The sequence below is a fragment of the Geminocystis sp. GBBB08 genome, from assembly GCF_016743215.1.
GTDB lineage: Bacteria > Cyanobacteriota > Cyanobacteriia > Cyanobacteriales > Cyanobacteriaceae > Geminocystis.
The window spans coordinates 63,553-81,404 of the sequence record NZ_VRZC01000002.1; the positions used below are offsets into that span (position 1 = coordinate 63,553).

Here is a 17,852-nt window from a genome sequence, read left to right on the forward strand (position 1 = left end):
CTGACTTTCAAGAAGTTACCCTTTCTGAGGAGTGATTAACTTTTCGTAAGAAAAAAGATTAGTTATTTCGTAAGAAAAAAGGGTATTATTAAACGTGATAAGCAATTTACGCACGACTTAAATTATGAGGGATTTAAAAGAAAATACTTCCGATTCCCTTCATCTTACGAATCCTATCCCTCTAACTTGTCATCCCGCCGCCGTCTATTTATCTGGATTAGAGGATAATTCCCATCGCACTATGAAATATTCTTTAGATAAAATGGCTTTGCTTTTAAGTAATGGACAATGTGATTGTATGACTCTCGATTGGAGCAAATTACGTTATCATCATACTGCGGCGTTGCGTTCTGCTTTAATTAAAGAGTATAGTCCGATGACCGTTAATCTGATGTTATCAGCTTTGCGCAGGGTGTTATTGGAGGCTTATAAATTAGATTTGATTGAGTTGGATGTTTATAACAAAGTCACGGCTTTGCCCAATGTTTCGGGTAAAAGTGAACCCCAGGGAAGGGCTTTGAGTCGAGAGGAAATTCAAGCTATCATTGCTACTTGCTCAGGAGATGATCCTAGAAATGTGAGAGATAAGGCTATTATTGGAGTTTTACGAGGTGGTGGTTTACGCCGTAACGAGTTAGTTAATTTGGAGTTACGAGATTTTAATTTGAAGGAGTCGGAGTTGTTTGTCCGTCAAGCTAAGGGAAAGAAAAGTCGTAAAGTTTATTTACCTGATGAGGCTTTATCTTTTATTGAACAATGGTTAGAGTTACGAGGTTACTCAGAGGGCGCTTTATTTTGTCGGGTGCGTCGAGGGGGACATATCAAAATCGGTACAATGCACTCTGATGCTATCTGGCGTATGCTTCAAAAACGGGCTAAACTCGCTAATATTGAATCTTGTAGTCCTCACGATTTAAGACGAACTTTTTGTGGTGATTTATTATCGGCAGGAGTGGATATTGTCACGGTACAAAAATTGGCTGGTCATGCTTCTCCTGTCACTACGAGTCAATACGATCGACGGGGAGATGATATTAAAAGGAAAGCTGTCAAAAATTTAGGTTTTTAATTCAGTATAGTCATTTCAATTAACTTTGTTACAGTGTGCTAACCTCTAATCCTCTAGCTGATTAGGTTAGGGAAAGAGTAAAAAGATAACTATTGTTTTATTTTTATTTGAAATGACTATATCTTTTTTCTTACGAATACCAAAATGATTAATTGTTCTATTAATTATTATTTTGATTAACTATAGCAACAAACAATATGGTTAGGACATTGATAAATTCTGAAACCCTTACATATTAAGTATTTTCCTTCTGCGTGGATGCTATATTTTTTGTAAAATTTCTTGATAGATAGCTGACTCTTGCATAATCCAAGTGCAACGTAGCTGTGCCAAAAGCAATCACTTTTTAAAATACTATTGAAATATAAAAAATATAATTATTATAATTGCTCTAATTGTTCAAGCCATTGATTAAAATGATTACACTTAGCTCTAATTTTTTCTAACCCAATTTTCTGAGCAATAACGACTCCATCTACAACTTTTTTATATCTGTTAATTAACAATTTTATTCGGGCAGATGGATGAGTATTTTGACCATCATTAATTTCTTCAGGGGAAGTAAAATTATTGGAAATTTTTGCTAGTTCATTAATTATTGAAATATCTGGAAATCTTTGATCAATTTCAAATGGTGAAACAAAAAGAAAAGCCTCAAATTCATGAAGTGTTATGAAAGGAAGAAAACGAGGATGATTTAGATCTTCTCTAAACTTTTCTGTTAAATAAGCAATTATCTCATAACAATTACCATTATAAACTGAACTATAACCGGGGAAATCATCGGGTAAACCATAATAATCTATCATTGTTGTTATAGCAATTGCACTGCTATCCTTGAGCAATTTTTCCAGTTCATTTTTAACTTTTTGATAACTAATAATTCCACCTTTAAACTTTTTTCCTGATTTAGTTTTCTTGGTGGTAATAATTACTGGATTTAAAAAAATATTAAATGAATAAAGATGAGGTTGTATTAGAGATTTAATAAAAGTTTCTTCAGTTTGTCCTTCTACTAAAATATGAACTTTTCTCATTAACTAGGTCTTCCCCCTAACAAGTTTTTCTCCCATAAATCTCCTAAACCATAATCATCGAGCCAAGATTCAAGCTCATCAGATAATAATCTTTGAAAAATCGATTCTCCGTCTCTTTTCTCCACCACAATAATATCTTCTAATTCAAACTGATTAACAAGAGTTACAGATTGAGTGGAGATAATTACCTGAGTATGTGCGATGACTTGCTTAAGTAAATTAGCTAAAACAACTATGGCATAAGGATGTAAACCTAATTCTGGCTCATCCAATAGAATAATTTGCGGTAGTTTATCAGGAGGTTGTAATAATAACGTAACTAGACTAATAAAACGAAGTGTACCATCGGAAAGAGCATTGGCATCAAAATAATTATCTGAGCCTTTTTCCTTCCACTCTAACTTAATTTTAGTTTTATTTAATCGATTGGGTTGTAAATCAAAATCATCAAAAAAAGGAGCAACTAAACGAATGGTATCGACTATATTTTGATAATAATTTGATTCAGTTTCTTTCAATAAATATAAATAAGGAGCTAAATTGGACGCATCTTGTTTTAAATAATCATTATCATCAATATCAACATTTTGTTTAATTAAAGCTGTATCACTGGTATCGTGAAAATGATAAATTTTCCAACTTTTTATAGCCTTAATTACATAGTCAGCAATTTTATTATTTTGATTCTCTCTAGCTTCTGATAACTTAGTTTCAAAATGTCCTTTTCCTAATGATTCGTAGTAGGGACTTGTATAATATAAGGAATTGTGAAAAGAAATTTCTTCCTCAGCAAAAATCAATTTACCATCAGCACTAACTTCCAAGATAGCTTTATAAGTATTAGAACCAAATTCCCAAGAAAATTTTATTTGTTGAGTAGTTTTTTGTCCAAAATATAAAAGGGTATTTGCTCCCCCAGATTTAGCTACAAAAAATTCTAAATTCTGGTTAATAATTTGATTAAGAAATTTAAAAGCCTTAATAAAATTAGATTTTCCAGAACCATTTGCTCCGATTAATATATTTAAACTATTAAGCTCTAAATCAAGACAACGAATAGACTTAAATCCACTAATTTTTACTCTTTTTAAAACATTGTTTTTCATCTTATCACCCCGTCGATCGCTCCCTACTACTGATTCAAAATCATACTTTAATTGACCAACGCCAAAAATTGTTATCCATTTTTTTTCTTCCGAAAAATTATTATAAAGAAAGCGAACGCCGTCCCAAACGCAAGTAAAAGGGAATAAATAACCTGACGGATAGGGCAATACCCAACTCAAAAGAGTGCTGACTTTTAACTGGTGTTCATAATTCATAATACAATTTGTATATAAATAACTGATTTTTGCATAATATCCCTGTATTAATTGTTATTTTGGTTAACTATTTTTTGTAAAATTTCAATAGTTTCTAAGGGTAATTCGGTTGCACTGGCAATTATCTCAATACCAATTCCTTGACGAAGCAAACTTAAAGCTACTCTTTCCTTTTCTTCTTGTTTACCTTTTAATTTGCCTTTTAATTCGCCTTTTAACTGACCTTTTAATTCCCCAGAATGATAAATTTCTTGATAGATAGCTGATTCTTGCATCCCGGTCGCTCCTTAAAATACCTTTGATAATTTCTTCTGAAATAACTAAGTTAGCTAAAATCGCACTCGCCGCCGTTAGATTACTTTTAATATTTCTATCGTTAATTTCATCAATTGCTTGAGCGACTCTACCTAATACCATTTTAGGTTCATTTGTTTGACTTAGCACAGCAAAAGGTAATAATCCATGATGCTGTAAAAATGGTTCTGTGGGAGTTTCCCAAAGACGAATTACCTCAAATTCATGGTAAGTATTACTCAAACGAAAACTATTTTGTTGCACTAAATCCGAGTTAGTAGGGCGTAAATAAATCACTACTTGACGCATTTCTTTTTTGGGATAACGACGATAAACCCTCACTCGATAATCTAACATCCGAAAAGGCATAGTTTCGTCTGCATCCGTCTGAAATTCTGTATGTAAAACCAAATCCTCAGACTGTAATAAAATCAATGAATCCGCCCTAATTGGTTCACTAGATAACTCAGTTGGTTTTAATTCTGTTAACTTAACGGGATTACCTAACAACCATGTCACCAAATCATCTCGGAAATTTTCTGCTAAAAACTTGCAAATATTATCAAACATTCATTTAATTGATAAGTTTTATTAAAATAAGCACTCGACACATTTAACTTACATTTTTTCCTAATTCTAAAAAATGACTAAAACGTTTACCGATTCGCACTAGAGGCTACCTCAATCATACAATTTAGATACATTAAGAGCTTATTTGTTCTATAACGTGACTAAGTACTAATGCAAAATAGATTGTGGACTTTGAAATTAAATAAAATTTTTTCAAACCCTGTTGCCTACTTGCACAAGTGAGTCATGAGCGTAGTCAAAGTGTTACATGAGTGCATGAGTGCCTAACAAAACGTAAACATACAATTAATTTTACTTACTTACTTAGAAAATTATGAAAACGAACAAATTTTTTTGCATTAATTTAATTAGTTACAAAAGTTTCTCTCATATTTTCTTGATTGCGAGAATTATAAGAATTATTACTATTTTGTGAATTATGTTTTTTCTCATTAGATCTATCAGCTACTTTAAGTACTATAGCTTGAAGCAACTCATCAAAAACTTCAGGAGATATATTTCTTAATTCTTTGTAAAAATCATTGGCATTACCATGGACTTGAAAAACGAAACTGTTACGACTTTTATTAGAGTTTATTTGTGTCGTTCTATCTGTACCAGCATTAGAAATTCTCGTCGCCAAAGCATCTTTAAAACCAGGAGCTAATTGTTCACACATTTCAACAAGTTCCCAAAACCTATTGATTGGGGGAAACGATTTGCCATGACGAATCTCGGAAATATTGTTATAACTGCACCCTGCCAACTGTGCTAAATCTCTTCCCTTAATTCCAAAAGAATCCATTGTTTCTCTAAAGAAATTATTTAACATAAATTTATATTTTAGTTACCCTAGAGATGTATAATATCATTTATTGATACAATTAATAGTTTCACTTATAGTCCTATTAACTCAATAATGACATAAAATTGTCAACTTTACAATAAATAGTAAATTTCTAGGGTTAAAAATCAATATTTAAATAAAATAAAATTCTGAGGAGGATAAAGCAGTGCGGTACAAACTTTTCACTGAAGAAATAAAAGATATAAAACTAAATAAAAGACAACGGGGTCAACAGAAAATTCCCCCCAGTGGACACCTTGCACCTACCATCGAATTTAAGAATGGAAAAGTTTATCCTGCCGTAATGGGAGTTGATTTACAGGAAAGACTCGCACGAAAATCAGAACGTCCTGAAGATTATCCTCACTGGTTTACATGGTTTTATCAATGGGCAGATAAAGACCCGATTACTGATTTATGGACAAAGCATTCTATTCGAGTACCATCTTATCTAATCCATTCCGTTGGACACATGATTAGTACGGATAAATCTGTTTCCGAAATTCTCTTGTTTATCCGCAAAAACAAAAACTCGTCACGAAGTCAAAATAAAATATAATTGATAAATAGTTATTCCCGTAACTACTTATCAATTGATTGATAGAACGCAATTCAAATTTAGGTAATTCAAATCACACAGTAATTAAGACTATATCAATGTCCTAATTATTAAACATTAAATTGTCAGATCAACAATTTGTCTATTTAGCAAATCAAATCATTTACCAAATCAGCAAATCATTTAATTTATCATCTATTTATCATATCATGAATAAGCAATTAAGAGTAGTAACAAAACAAAATCCTTGCCCCCACTGCGGTAAACCAGACTGGTGTTATTCCATCGGCAATCTTTCCGTCTGTAATCGTGACAATCCTCCTGCCGATGGTTGGTATCAAACAGGTAAAACAGACCGAGATGGTCATTCCTATTACGCCCCTATCCAAGATTTACCCGAAAAACAACCTCGACAATCGAAGACTTGGACATGGGAATATCTCGATCTCACTGGTAATAAATCAGTTAGACTAGTAAGAATCGATCCTCAAAAAATTATTTGGCAGGAATACTGGTTAGAACATCCCGACTTAGCCAAATTCCGAACCGAACAATATTGGGTGAAATTATCTCAAAAAGATTACGATAAGGGCAAATGTACTGAAAGTGAATGGGAATTATTTAATCAACTCAAAGAAGAAAAACGTCAACATATCCCCATCTACCGTTACCACGAAATTCAAGAAGCCATTAAACAAAATAAAACTATCTTCATTGTGGAAGGAGAAAGTTGTGCAGATAAATTATGGGAGTTAGGTATTCCAGCCACTAATAATATCGGCGGTAGTAAAAAATGGCGTTCTTCTAATACTCAAGATTTAATTCAAGTTAAAAGTGAAGCTGTCAACATTGTTCTTTGTCCAGACAGGGATAAACCGGGGCTAGAACACATGGAGAGAATTTATCAAGATTTCCCTAATGCCCAATGGCTTTATGCCTTCCCTCAATCCCCTCTCTGGAATCTTCCTTTACCCCTTTCCGATGGTTTGGATATTGCAGACTGGATAGACGAACTCAGTCACAGTTATCGACTCGATCGATCTGAAATTATCCGAACTATTTACCAGTCGATTCAAGGAAAAAGTGAAAAGGTAAAAGTTAAAAGTCAGAACTCAGAACTAAATACAGATTTATTAAATCAATCTTTATCTGTCAACAATGACAACAATGTCAACAAATTATTATCAAACTCAGTAGGGGTAAGCAATTCCGATGTCAACAAATCTGTCAACAATCCCGTCAACAATCGTCAACAAAGTCAACAAATCAATGAAAAAGAGTTAATCGCCAAATTACACGAAATCATTAACATAGCTCCGAAAAAGTCAACTATCACCACTCTTTTCTTCCAACTATCAAAGTCCACAGGACGCTCGGTAAACCAGATTGAGAAACTGTACAATGAATTAGTCAAAGAAGTTGACCGAGAATATGAAAATCCCATACGTCAACAGGAAATTACACAATTATTAACACTGGAGTCAACTCATCTCGACTTAGCTGATTATCTCCCCGTAGAAATGGTCAAACCTTTAAACCACATGGCAGAAATTCTCGGTTCTAATAGTCTCTCCCAACTCACAGCTTTATTACCCGTTGTCGGTTCTTTAGTTAACCCCAACACTAAATTAATCCTCATTAAAAGTAGTAAATTTTATGCCCGTCCTATTTTCTACTCGGCAATAGTAGGTGAAAGTGGTAGTGCTAAATCCCCTACTATGAGCATTTTTACAGACCCTCTCACCCAATATATGCAAGGCAAAGCAGAAAATGTCTATCAGCACCAATTAACAGAATATGAAACTATCAAAGCTAATAAGTCGATTGAAACTAAACCACCTAAACCCAAAGCCATTGAATATTACGTTACCGATTGTACTTCTGAATGTGTAGCTCAAATCATCAATGACCAACCCAATAAAGGTTTTCTCATGCTTTTCGATGAGTTATCAGGATTAATTAAACAGAATAATGCTTATCGTGGCGGTAAAGGAGCTGACCAAGAAAAAATCCTCTCAGGTCGTGACGGCACTGGTTGGAAGGTCAATCGCAAAAGTGGTGATAGATTTAATAATAGTCGATCTACTTATTCGATATTAGGAGCGATTACCCCAGACATACTAAGACAACAAATGGGAAGCTGTCAGGATGAGAGTGGTTATTGGGCGAGATTTGTTTACAGCTATTTACCCGTGAAAAAGTGTAAATTCCCTGACGATGAATTGAATATCGACATTTACCCCATGCTATGTAGTTTATACGAGAATTTAGAGCGTTTACCCACCTATCAATACCATTTATGCCCAGTGGGAACTGCTATTTATCAGGATTTCTTCAATGAGATGGAAGAAAAGAAAATAACTGACTCTAATCAGGCAATGAGGGCAATTTACTCCAAATTTAAACGAGTAGCCGGAGAAATTGCTTTATTATTACAAAGTTTACATAAGGCTTTCTATCAAACTTCTGATGATGATGATGATAATAGAACGACTTATATTGCCCCTGAGTTTATGGCTATGGGAGTAGAGTTAGCAAAACGTTATATTGCTGAAATTAAAGCTATTTATCTGCGTCATGAAGGAAGTGATGAAAAAAATATTAGTCCTATTTATTCTCGTATCATCAACTTATCACAGCGTAAAGGATGGTTAACAGCAAGAGAACTGAAACAGGGCGATCGTTTTTTCAGAAAATTAAGCACGGTGGACATTAGGCATCATTTCCAAAACATGATTGATTTAGGATTTGGGGTAATTCGGGGCGTGGGTAAAGCAGTGGAATGGTGCTTTAATCAAGTAAAAAGTGAAAAGGTAAAAGTTAAAAGTAATGATGTTGACCAGAATGTTGACACTACGGTGAATACTCAAAATTATAGTTATGCCTATTCACCGCCAGATAATCAAGTAATCCGTGAAAAGCTAAAAGTTAAAAGTGAAGAAACAACTCAAAATACTTGTAGTTCCCGAAGTCGAAATAATGTTGACAATGTTGACACGGTTGTTGACGCATTTGTTGACAATCAAAATCAGTCTAAAACTATTGCTAATTCTGAGATTCAGAAATCTCACTTAGTAAATGTTGACAATGTTGACAAGAATCAAGTTAAAAAAGTTAAAAGTAATAATTTTGACTCCATCGTCTGTTCTACCTCAGACAGTGAACCTTATGATCCATCTGACATTCTCTCGAACTCAGAAGTCAGAAATCAGAACTCAGAAGTAAAATCCTCTGCCTCTAAATATCACGGACTCTATGCGATCGTACCGAAACAGTATAGTAAAAGAGGGATTTTAGTGGATTTGAGAGAACAAGACGGGTATTTAATCGGCAGACAGTCGGGCATGAGTAAATTCGTCAAAGTACCACTATTACAGGTTATAGAGTACAAACAGGAGGAATTTTAATGATTGATATTATCGAAACTCTGTTACCGACTCTGAGACTAGCGGGAAAATACGCTGTTCATATTCAGAATCGCATACAAGCCCAACCGTCAAAGGAAGCTGACAATTTTTATAGCAGTGCGTTAACCGATGCGGACTTAACTATCCAAACTGCTATTGAATTGACATTATTGGCTAAATTTCCTCATTTACCTTTCTTCGGAGAAGAACATGATCGATCCTACAATACCAAATACTTTACAGGCATAGAATTAACCGAAGATTATCTTATTACCTTTGACCCGATTGATGGTACAAGAGCTTATCTTGATGGGTTGCCCTGTTGGTCAATCGTCCTCAGTGTTATCAAAAATAAACGATATGAAGCTGTTTTAGTACTGCAACCGAGACGCAATCATTACATTTATGCTCAAAGAGGGCAAGGAGTATTCAAAGGAAAAATAGATGATGATTTATCGTTGGCACAACCTTTAAAGCTAGGTCAATTAAATTCTAATCTGGTTTATGTTAGTTATGGTTTAACAGAATTAAAGTCAAAATTAGAGCCTAAATTTACAAGTTGGTGCAGTGCAATTAATTATAACCCTCCTAAAAATATCCCTGATTTTTTAGACTTAATTAATGGTAATTTAGCAGGGTTTATCATTGAACGGGGTAATTTAATTGATAGTGCTTGTTTTGCTTTTATTCTCAAAGAATTGGATGTTATAGCAACTCATTTTGATGGTACTGATTTTGAACCTTTTAGGAATGTTAACCACATGAAAATTGATGGTTTAATTATCGGTTTTAACGAAGAAATACATCGACAAATAAAAATATTATTATCTTAAAAATTAGTGGTAATTAATCACTACAAATAATAAAGTAAATGATATAATTAAAAGGAGAAGATAGCAGAAATCAAGGCTAAATTAGCGTTTCCCTTGACTCGCTATCTACTCATTCAACGCAATCCTAATGATAACAAATGAAGATTAAATGGAGTCAATATCAACGTTATGCAGAATATTATTCAGAACAAATGGATAGTAGTAAAGCTGATTACTGTAAATGTTTAGTCTCAATTTGGCAGTATATTCAACCAAAAACTTCTGAGGAATTAAACAATCTCTTAAACTCGGTTATAATTCCTGATGGGGTGATCAAATTCGGTAGTATCCATCGAGCGAAAGGAACAGAAGCTGACCATGTAGTAATCTTAGGTGATAATCTTTTACCTTATTCTCCTAGTAACCGAGAATTAACGATTAAAGAAAGTCAACAAGAAGATAATCTTACCTATGTTGCTTTTACCCGTAGTAAAGCTAATCTCTATCTTGTACCTTACATTAATAATAATGATACTTTTGAGTCTGAAATAATGATAGAAAACAATGTTTTGTCCATCGATGATATTGATTACGGATTTTGAAAATTATTACATTGACCATCATAATAACCAGTAGCAATCAATGAACCACTAAATCCAATACAGTATTGCTTGGGGTATTTTGTAGAACTAACTAACAGTATTTCTTCTCCTTCAAATATCCCCTTCTCATAATCTAATCTCAATTCTTCCATCATAATATGGTCACTTAATTTTAATGATTCAGTACATGAACTTACTATATTTTCTTTAAATTCGATCGAACAAGATTCTTTACTTTCGCTAATTTTGATTACATATTCTTTTATCTTGGTTATTTGTTTACGATAATCGTATTGTTCTTTTATTCTGCTAACAAATGGCAACGCAACTAAAATACTGCCGACCACAATCATTGTAATTTGGATATTTTTTAACTTCATCTTTAACTTTTAACTTGAAATCATGAGTAAAATTATTGCTTTATTTAATCAATCAGGAGGTGTGGGTAAATCAACTCTCACCATGAATCTAGGATATTCCCTTGCCAAGAAAAAAAAGAAAGTGCTGTTATTAGATTTAGATCCTCAAGCCTCTCTTACTACTTTTATGGGTATTGAACCCCACGAACTAGAATTTACGGTATATGATGCTTTAGTCGAAACGTTTCGCCTAGACATAAAAAAGAATATACATGGTTTAGATTTAGCTCCTACTAACATCAATCTCAGTCTGGCAGAAATGGAATTAGTATCGGCTTTAAATCGAGAGCAACGTTTAAAACAAGTCCTTTCTCCTTTACTACCTAATTATGATTTTATTCTGATTGATTGCCCCCCTAGTTTGGGTATTTTATCAATTTTAGCTTTAACGGCGGCGACTCATTTATTAGTACCCATCGAAACAGAATTTAAAAGTTATTTCGGAACTGGGTTATTATTGGATACTGTGGCTCGTATTCGTCGTCATGTTAATCCTGAGTTAGCCTTTGCTGGTTTTGTGCCGATGAAATTCGATAAAAGACGTTCTCAACATCTTCGTACTTATGAGCAAATGAAAGAAGAATTAAGTAAATTAAGCACTGTATTTCTGCCTATTCCAGACTCGACTGTTTTTCCTGATGCCACTGAGGAAAGATTACCTTTAGCTTTATATAAACCTAAACATCCCGCCGTGAAAGTTTTTAATGATATAGCTAAACAGTTATTACAAGTGAATAAATAACGAATATTACCTTAATGAACCATGTCATTATCACATATTTTAGAGCGAAATTAGTTAATATCGGTTATCTTAGGTGAAACGTTTCGCCTAATGATTTGAACTGTTAAACATTTATCTTTTTCTAATTTTTCGACTAAACTCATCAACTATCTTAATTATCTAATGGCTACCAAAAAAAGACCGTTAAAAACCAGTTTGAATAATCGTATCGATGCTTTATTTGGGAAGGATAATCAAGATTTACAACCTTCTCAAACAGCTAAAATTATAGCGGTTGATTTATTAACATTACCCGAATATCAACCCCGTCAATATTTTGATTCGGAAAGTATCTCTCAATTAGCACAGAGTATCAAAGTTCATGGTATTTTAGAACCGTTATTAGTGCGTCCTGTTGTCGATGGTAAATATGAAGTGGTGGCAGGAGGAAGACGTTATCGAGCTTCTCAACTTTTATCATTAACGGAAGTGCCAGTTATTATTCTTAATTTGACTGATAATGAAGCCTTAGAAATCGCTATTTTAGAGAATTTGCAAAGGGAAAATCTTAATCCTATTGAAGAAACGGAAGCTATATTAAAATTACTTTCAGGAAGATTAAATCAAGATGTACCAGAGATTATTTCTTTACTTTATCGTTTGCGAAATGAAGGGGAAGAATTTAGGCGAAACGTTTCACCTAACTCAGAAATAGTGGAGACTGTTTTTCAAACGGTAGGAATTACGGCTAAGTCTTTTGTGGAAACGAGATTACCTTTACTGAAATTACCATCAGATATTTTATCCGTCCTCAAACAAGGAAAAATAGCTTATACAAAGGCGATCGCCCTGAGTAAAATAAAAGATGAACAACAAAGGATAAAGTTATTGAAAGAATCGATCGAGCTTAATTTATCAGTAAGGGAGATAAAAGAAAGAATTAAACAGTTACAGGAAAAACCTATAGAATCACCTTCAACAACGGTAAAAGATTTAATGAAAAATATTGAGAAAGCAAAATTATGGGAAACTGAACCGAAGAAATGGCAAAAAGTCGAAAAGCTGTTAGCAAAGATTAAATTATTGATAGATTAGTAAGGGTCTTTTTTCTTACGAAAGATTAATCAGATAAACTATTTTTTATTTTTTTAACTGAATTATGGCTATTATTTTAAATGGTTTAGGATTATAAGTGTTCTAACTCTTTGACAACTTGTTCAAGTTCATTAACAAGAAAGCTAGGATCATGTTTTTTACTGGCTTCAATAATTGACTGATAAAACCATAATGTACCTTCTTTTTTTCCTTTAGACATGGTATCCCATGCTTTGTTACCATATCGCAATAGTTCTAAACGGTTAGAACGAGCATTATGTAATTTGTCTGCCAGAGCAATTTTACGCGCGGACAATGAATTATTACTAAATTTATCTATATATTTTTGTTTGCGTTCTCGCCAAGAAAGTTGTCTCCATTCTTTTGGTTCGGTACAATCTTCTACTAGATTAGCCACTATATCGCCAAATTTAACTCTAATCAGTTGCCCTGTTTCTTGTCCTCCTTGATCTTCAATGGCATCATGGAGCAAAGCGGCGATGGCTTCATTTTCTGTACCATGATCTTCTAAAACAAGAGCAGTAACACTAAGTAAATGACTAATATAAGGAATACCACTCATTTTTCTAATTTGTGTGCTGTGAAGTTGACTGGCAAATACTAATGCTTCTTGAAAACGGTTAGTCAGTAAAGTAGTGCTTGGAGAATTGGTAGCCATAATTTTTTTTTCGTGCATAATTTTGAGAATCTTTCCTATAAATTACTAAGAAAAGTTTATTTAAAACTAACTTTTATTTTTTTATCCAGTCAATTTATCTTGTTTCTCTGAAGAGTAGCGATATTCGATACTGTTATTTCATGTTAGGCAGTCGCCATGTAAATAAGTATTTATTTTATCGGAAGAAAATCTAAACAACCTATTCATGCAACAACGCAAAAACGCCCTTCTTATCCATGTACCCCTTATTATTCATTTTGCCCTGCCTCTTCTATTACATTGTAAACGACAAAGAGTCCACTAGAAATTACTAGACCTACTATTGGAGCAACCATAGGTATCCATACACTGAAAACAACTAAACTAACATACCCAGAAAATAGAGGGAATCCAACCGAAAAAACTGGTACAAATACAAAACAAAAAAATGGTATTAGTGTAACAAAAGAATTCCTCAAAATTTGTTTCAAAGAGTAAAGAAAAATATTTCCTAATGTTACGCAAACAGCAATCCAAATTATTGACAAATATTGAGGTGAAGCTATTATTAAAGGACGATCGTCCAATACTGCACTGAGAAGTTGATTTACCATTTGTGCATGAATAAAAACCCCTCGCATTTTGCCATAAGGAGTCTGAAAAACATCATCTTTTTTAAGATTAGAATCTACATCAAAATCATAACCAATTAAAATTACTTTATGGGAATATTCAGGGGCGAATTCAGGATGATTTAAAACATCAGTAATTGATTTTGATTGAATAGTATCATCATTTTGTCCTAAATAATTGATCATAATTTGATAACCCCCAGCATCTAAATTATGATAACCTCCAACATTTTGTTCTAAACGATTAAAAACTTTATTTTTAATTTGTAATGGTAAAATACAGTCATTTATCTCTATTTCTTGTTGTTTTAAATAGGTTTTGAATAATTGATAACCTAAAGTATATTGATAATAATTAGAACTATTTTGAATAGTACAGGGAAATTTTTTCGTTGTTTCACCTTCTTGAAAAAGTAACTGACGACGAATTATGGGTATGGATTCTGAATCAATATCTTTTAATAAACTTGCTAAACTTAGTGATTTTTTTTCTAGTTCAGGAGGTGGTGCAGTTCCATCTTGATCCCTAAATTCAGCAGTTTGATAAATAAGAAATAAATTGTCTTATTTTTTAAACAGATCAATAAATTTTTGTCGTTGTTTTCCAGTTTTAGAATCCCTAAAAATATCTATACCAATAACAGCTTGTGGATAATTAGCTTTTAACTTTTGTATAACCTCAGCTAACATTTCATCAGAAATAATGTTTTCATGGCTTGGGGATAATTTAGGGTAATTTTCCTTTATATATTCTAAATCTTCTTCATCTACCGTCACCACTAAAACACGTTGCTCTGATTCTTTTGTTAATTCTGTTGGACGAAGTTTTAACATCCGATTATAAACTTTTAATTCTGGTTTTTCTAGTAAACCTACTCCTCTAATCCCTAATACTGGCAAAAGAGAAATTAAACTAGCGATTAAAATTTTCTTTAAATTTATAGTTTTTAGAGTGTTTAAGATTTTTTTGTATGTGTTTTGTTCGTCATTTCTTTCTTCTTCATCAACTTGAAATAAATCTGAATATAAAGGAGGAAAAATTCCTAAATTTTGACAAATGACAGGAAAAAACATTGCACTTGGATATTTACCACCTTTATGTTCAAACTTTTCTAAACTATCTCTTCCTAATTGTACTGACTCATAGATAGATTTTTTATTATGAGCATATTGTGTTAAAAGTTCATCTAAAAATTGAGAGGCTACTTCTTCTGGTACTTCCTCTTTCATGGCAATAACTAGATGCACTCCATAACTGAGTAATTGATTAGCAATTTCTAAACTATTACAACAATTAAGAATGACAATTTTTAAGCCATTTTCTACCACAAATCTTAAAGAATTATCAATTTCTTCTAATGTTGTACCTTCTAAATTTCTAATTCCTAATTTATTAGGTTGACCATGGCCAGAATAAATTAGTATGTCCCAACCTTGTTCATCTCTTAGCTTATTTACTAATTCTTCTTGGCTAGGTTTTTCAATGAAATCAAGTTCTGAAATTTTTTCTAATTTGCAAATTGAATCTTTTTCTTTTTTTTGAAGTTTTAATTCATTGCTTGTATTTTCACCTGAATCTCCAAAAATAGTTATAATTCTTGGTTTAGAATGTTTTTTTATGCTTATATTTATTTCATTAACAACACGTTGATCATCACTAATTGCTATTTCTTTTCTTGGTGAATTCGATTTTAATAAATCCCATTCATGCCACGGTAATTTATCTAAAATTTTCCTATCTTTAGAATTTATTGCTTTTGAAATATTAATAACTGGGTTAATTTCAACGTCTTTATATTTTGTTTTTATTTCAACAAATTTTTCTCTAATTTGAGTCAAGTCTTTGATACTGTTATTTAGCCATGTTATCATTTCTTCTTTAAGGTTCTCTACTGTTTCTGTACATTTTTTAAGAAGTTCATCATAATTTATTTGGCTGATTTGTAAAACTTCATAAACTTCAATTGTGGAGTTATTTAAAGAATTATTTTGATCATTTTTAGGGGAATCATAAAACTCAAAATCAGTGGATTTAATTCCTAGTGGTTTAACAAATCTATAATAACAAAACCACCATTTTTTATAAAAATCTACAATACTTGGGTTTTTAGCTAGACTTCCACTAATGTTTGAAATAACAACTTTAGATTCATTGTTGCTGATTTCTTTACATTCTAAAGTTAGATAAAATCCTTTTTCAAAGTTCCCCGCACTAATTGTAAAAATTGCCAAAATTCCCATGTTAATTATTACGATTTAATTAATTTGATAGGAGGTAAACTATTGATCATATCTACACCTCCTACGTTGATTTGTTTATTAAATAGGATCTGCTGAAAAAGTATTCAGGTGAAGGTAGGAATCAGGAGTTAGGAGAAATACATACAAATCAAGATATTTAACCAAGTTTTATTTTTGAATAACTAGAAACTCTTTGAACAAAATTAACCTAAAAATGTTGAGTTTTTGAATAAAAATTGTCAAAATCCAGCTATTTTTTGCTAATCTAGTATTCCTAAACCTTTGATTTTAAAAAACTTCTGATTAATTCAGCAAACCCTAAATATTAATAGGCTTTTGAATGATAATTTTATCTTCTAAGGTGACTTGTACTTGAAAATTTTGACCGGGTACAAAAAGAAATCGCATTTCAATGGAGTCATCAATTCCCGAACCGATAATATCAGCTCGACTACTAATTTCTTTGATTATTTCATTAGTTTCAGATATGATTGAAAGTTTTAGATTCGGTGGTAATTTAACTGACATAGATTGAGTACGTAATTGAAGCCATACTCGGATTCTGCTTTTTTCATCTTCTGTGGGTAATAAACTAATACATAAGGCTATAGATTCTCCTTCAGCATTTAATCCTATGTTTAATAATTGAGCGGATTTACTAACAATTCTACTAACAACAAAATGATGATCGGGAGCGATTTTCGCTAAACTTGAACCTGCCTCCCAACGAGTATTATCATTTTCTGTAGTTTGAATTATTTGAGTTAAAATGGCGATCGCCTCTTGGCTATTTTTTCCCCATTCACCGAGTAAACTAATTGCTTCTTGACGATATTTTTCATTGTCAGTAGTTTCGATCGTTTCAATTAATTTTAAAACTCCTTCAATATTAGTAGTACTTTTAGTTGTAATTTCATAAGCATAGTCTAACTGAGAATTACCAAAAACTTCTTCAAAGGTGAGCCAACCGCCTGATTTCAAAGATTCTTTCTTCCAATCTTTTATTTTTTGAGCAATAGTTAAAGTAGGTGTAAGTAAATCCAGATTTTTAGGCTCATTTTTAAGGACTTCAACTGTACTGACAATAGATTGTTCTTCTTGTTGTTTAACCAACTCAATATAAGCGATCGTATCTAATAAATCATCGAAGGGATTTAATTTTTGAAGAGGTAGTTTTTCTACTGTCACTTCTTCTACAAATCCTAATAATTTAGCTGAAGAATAATCTGGGCTTAATTCAACAGCAACATAACCGATTCGATCGTACCAAGTTTCCGCAGGAATATAACAAAAATCTTCACCAGCTTTAACTGGGCGACATTCTAAACGTCCAATATCAGATAAATATAAATCCGCAACATTTTCTATTAATTGATAAATCAAATTAAAACTGTAACTTTTTTTAATATCCGTAGCAATATCTAAAAATTCTAAGTAACGTTTTACGGCACAAACAGCTAATATATTTTCTAAAATTCTAGGTTTTTTCTGGGGAAAATCATTAAATTGATTAGCTATTTTTTCAGCAATACTTCGATCATTTTTAGTCAAGGGAAGGTTTAAACAC

Annotated in this window: 13 protein-coding genes and 2 pseudogenes; 7 read left to right on the forward strand and 8 right to left on the reverse strand. The window is 32.4% G+C overall.

Going from position 1 to position 17,852, the window contains the following annotated elements:
* The first annotated feature begins 124 nt into the window (after window positions 1-124).
* Window positions 125-1,069 (forward strand): site-specific integrase, encoded by a 945-nt coding sequence (locus tag FWJ34_RS00675; protein WP_308253345.1) that lies wholly within the window; start codon window positions 125-127, stop codon window positions 1,067-1,069.
* Window positions 1,070-1,449: 380 nt separating this feature from the next.
* On the opposite strand, the gene FWJ34_RS00680 is transcribed toward FWJ34_RS00675, so the two are convergent.
* The 4 genes and pseudogenes from FWJ34_RS00680 to FWJ34_RS00695 all read right to left on the reverse strand — a co-directional run bounded on the left by FWJ34_RS00680 (window position 1,450) and on the right by FWJ34_RS00695 (window position 5,124).
* Entirely contained in the window at window positions 1,450-2,106 is a 657-nt protein-coding gene (locus FWJ34_RS00680) for a DUF4276 family protein (RefSeq protein WP_308253346.1), read from the reverse strand.
* The gene (locus tag FWJ34_RS00685; protein WP_308253347.1) at window positions 2,106-3,428 is read right to left on the reverse strand and encodes an AAA family ATPase; all 1,323 of its coding nucleotides are present in this window, start codon (window positions 3,426-3,428) and stop codon (window positions 2,106-2,108) included. The genes FWJ34_RS00680 and FWJ34_RS00685 overlap by 1 nt, the downstream gene beginning before the upstream one ends.
* 47 nt (window positions 3,429-3,475) lie before the next feature.
* Window positions 3,476-4,292: pseudogene (locus FWJ34_RS00690) on the reverse strand (Rpn family recombination-promoting nuclease/putative transposase).
* A 364-nt stretch (window positions 4,293-4,656) separates the two neighbouring features.
* Window positions 4,657-5,124, reverse strand: coding sequence for a helix-turn-helix transcriptional regulator (locus FWJ34_RS00695; RefSeq protein WP_308253348.1), 468 nt, complete (start codon window positions 5,122-5,124; stop codon window positions 4,657-4,659).
* 181 nt (window positions 5,125-5,305) lie between these two features.
* Between FWJ34_RS00695 and FWJ34_RS00700 the strand changes: the two genes are divergently transcribed.
* The 4 genes from FWJ34_RS00700 to FWJ34_RS00715 all read left to right on the forward strand — a co-directional run bounded on the left by FWJ34_RS00700 (window position 5,306) and on the right by FWJ34_RS00715 (window position 10,519).
* Complete coding sequence (locus FWJ34_RS00700; RefSeq protein WP_308253349.1) at window positions 5,306-5,698, forward strand: C-5 cytosine-specific DNA methylase; 393 nt, start codon at window positions 5,306-5,308, stop codon at window positions 5,696-5,698.
* Between the two features lie 209 nt (window positions 5,699-5,907).
* The gene (locus FWJ34_RS00705; protein WP_308253350.1) at window positions 5,908-9,105 is read left to right on the forward strand and encodes a DUF3987 domain-containing protein; all 3,198 of its coding nucleotides are present in this window, start codon (window positions 5,908-5,910) and stop codon (window positions 9,103-9,105) included.
* On the forward strand, window positions 9,105-9,938 hold the full coding sequence (locus FWJ34_RS00710) for an inositol monophosphatase family protein (protein ID WP_308253351.1): 834 nt from the start codon (window positions 9,105-9,107) through the stop codon (window positions 9,936-9,938). Before FWJ34_RS00705 ends, FWJ34_RS00710 begins: the two co-directional genes overlap by 1 nt.
* Window positions 9,939-10,075: 137 nt before the next feature.
* On the forward strand, window positions 10,076-10,519 hold the full coding sequence (locus FWJ34_RS00715; protein ID WP_308253352.1) for an ATP-binding domain-containing protein: 444 nt from the start codon (window positions 10,076-10,078) through the stop codon (window positions 10,517-10,519).
* Here the strand turns inward: FWJ34_RS00715 and FWJ34_RS00720 are convergent.
* The gene (locus FWJ34_RS00720; RefSeq protein ID WP_308253354.1) at window positions 10,507-10,872 is read right to left on the reverse strand and encodes a hypothetical protein; all 366 of its coding nucleotides are present in this window, start codon (window positions 10,870-10,872) and stop codon (window positions 10,507-10,509) included. The two genes, FWJ34_RS00715 and FWJ34_RS00720, sit on opposite strands and share 13 nt — an antisense overlap.
* A gap of 49 nt (window positions 10,873-10,921) precedes the next feature.
* On the opposite strand from FWJ34_RS00720, the gene FWJ34_RS00725 reads away from it, so the two are divergent.
* Together FWJ34_RS00725 and FWJ34_RS00730 are read left to right on the forward strand one after the other, a co-directional pair.
* Complete coding sequence (locus FWJ34_RS00725) at window positions 10,922-11,680, forward strand: ParA family protein (protein ID WP_308253355.1); 759 nt, start codon at window positions 10,922-10,924, stop codon at window positions 11,678-11,680.
* Window positions 11,681-11,842: 162 nt separating this feature from the next.
* Window positions 11,843-12,754: a ParB/RepB/Spo0J family partition protein gene (locus FWJ34_RS00730; RefSeq protein ID WP_308253357.1), complete on the forward strand. Its 912-nt coding sequence runs from the start codon at window positions 11,843-11,845 to the stop codon at window positions 12,752-12,754.
* Window positions 12,755-12,845: 91 nt separating this feature from the next.
* Here the strand turns inward: FWJ34_RS00730 and FWJ34_RS00735 are convergent, their stop codons facing one another.
* The 3 genes and pseudogenes from FWJ34_RS00735 to FWJ34_RS00745 form a co-directional block, all read right to left on the reverse strand.
* Window positions 12,846-13,451 (reverse strand): HD domain-containing protein, encoded by a 606-nt coding sequence (locus FWJ34_RS00735; RefSeq protein WP_308253359.1) that lies wholly within the window; start codon window positions 13,449-13,451, stop codon window positions 12,846-12,848.
* A 230-nt stretch (window positions 13,452-13,681) separates the two neighbouring features.
* Window positions 13,682-16,285, reverse strand: a pseudogene (locus FWJ34_RS00740) (CHASE2 domain-containing protein).
* Window positions 16,286-16,603: 318 nt separating this feature from the next.
* On the reverse strand, window positions 16,604-17,852 hold a 1,249-nt coding region (locus tag FWJ34_RS00745; protein ID WP_308253360.1), incomplete at its 5' end, for a DUF1822 family protein.

Coding starts and splice junctions, on each gene's coding strand:
- FWJ34_RS00675 (WP_308253345.1), top strand. CDS start 125: ATGAGGGATTTAAAAGAAAATACTTCCGATTCCCTTCATCTTACGAAT.
- FWJ34_RS00680 (WP_308253346.1), bottom strand. CDS start 2,106: ATGAGAAAAGTTCATATTTTAGTAGAAGGACAAACTGAAGAAACTTTT.
- FWJ34_RS00685 (WP_308253347.1), bottom strand. CDS start 3,428: ATGAATTATGAACACCAGTTAAAAGTCAGCACTCTTTTGAGTTGGGTA.
- FWJ34_RS00695 (WP_308253348.1), bottom strand. CDS start 5,124: ATGTTAAATAATTTCTTTAGAGAAACAATGGATTCTTTTGGAATTAAG.
- FWJ34_RS00705 (WP_308253350.1), top strand. CDS start 5,908: ATGAATAAGCAATTAAGAGTAGTAACAAAACAAAATCCTTGCCCCCAC.
- FWJ34_RS00710 (WP_308253351.1), top strand. CDS start 9,105: ATGATTGATATTATCGAAACTCTGTTACCGACTCTGAGACTAGCGGGA.
- FWJ34_RS00715 (WP_308253352.1), top strand. CDS start 10,076: ATGAAGATTAAATGGAGTCAATATCAACGTTATGCAGAATATTATTCA.
- FWJ34_RS00720 (WP_308253354.1), bottom strand. CDS start 10,872: ATGATTGTGGTCGGCAGTATTTTAGTTGCGTTGCCATTTGTTAGCAGA.
- FWJ34_RS00725 (WP_308253355.1), top strand. CDS start 10,922: ATGAGTAAAATTATTGCTTTATTTAATCAATCAGGAGGTGTGGGTAAA.
- FWJ34_RS00730 (WP_308253357.1), top strand. CDS start 11,843: ATGGCTACCAAAAAAAGACCGTTAAAAACCAGTTTGAATAATCGTATC.
- FWJ34_RS00735 (WP_308253359.1), bottom strand. CDS start 13,451: ATGCACGAAAAAAAAATTATGGCTACCAATTCTCCAAGCACTACTTTA.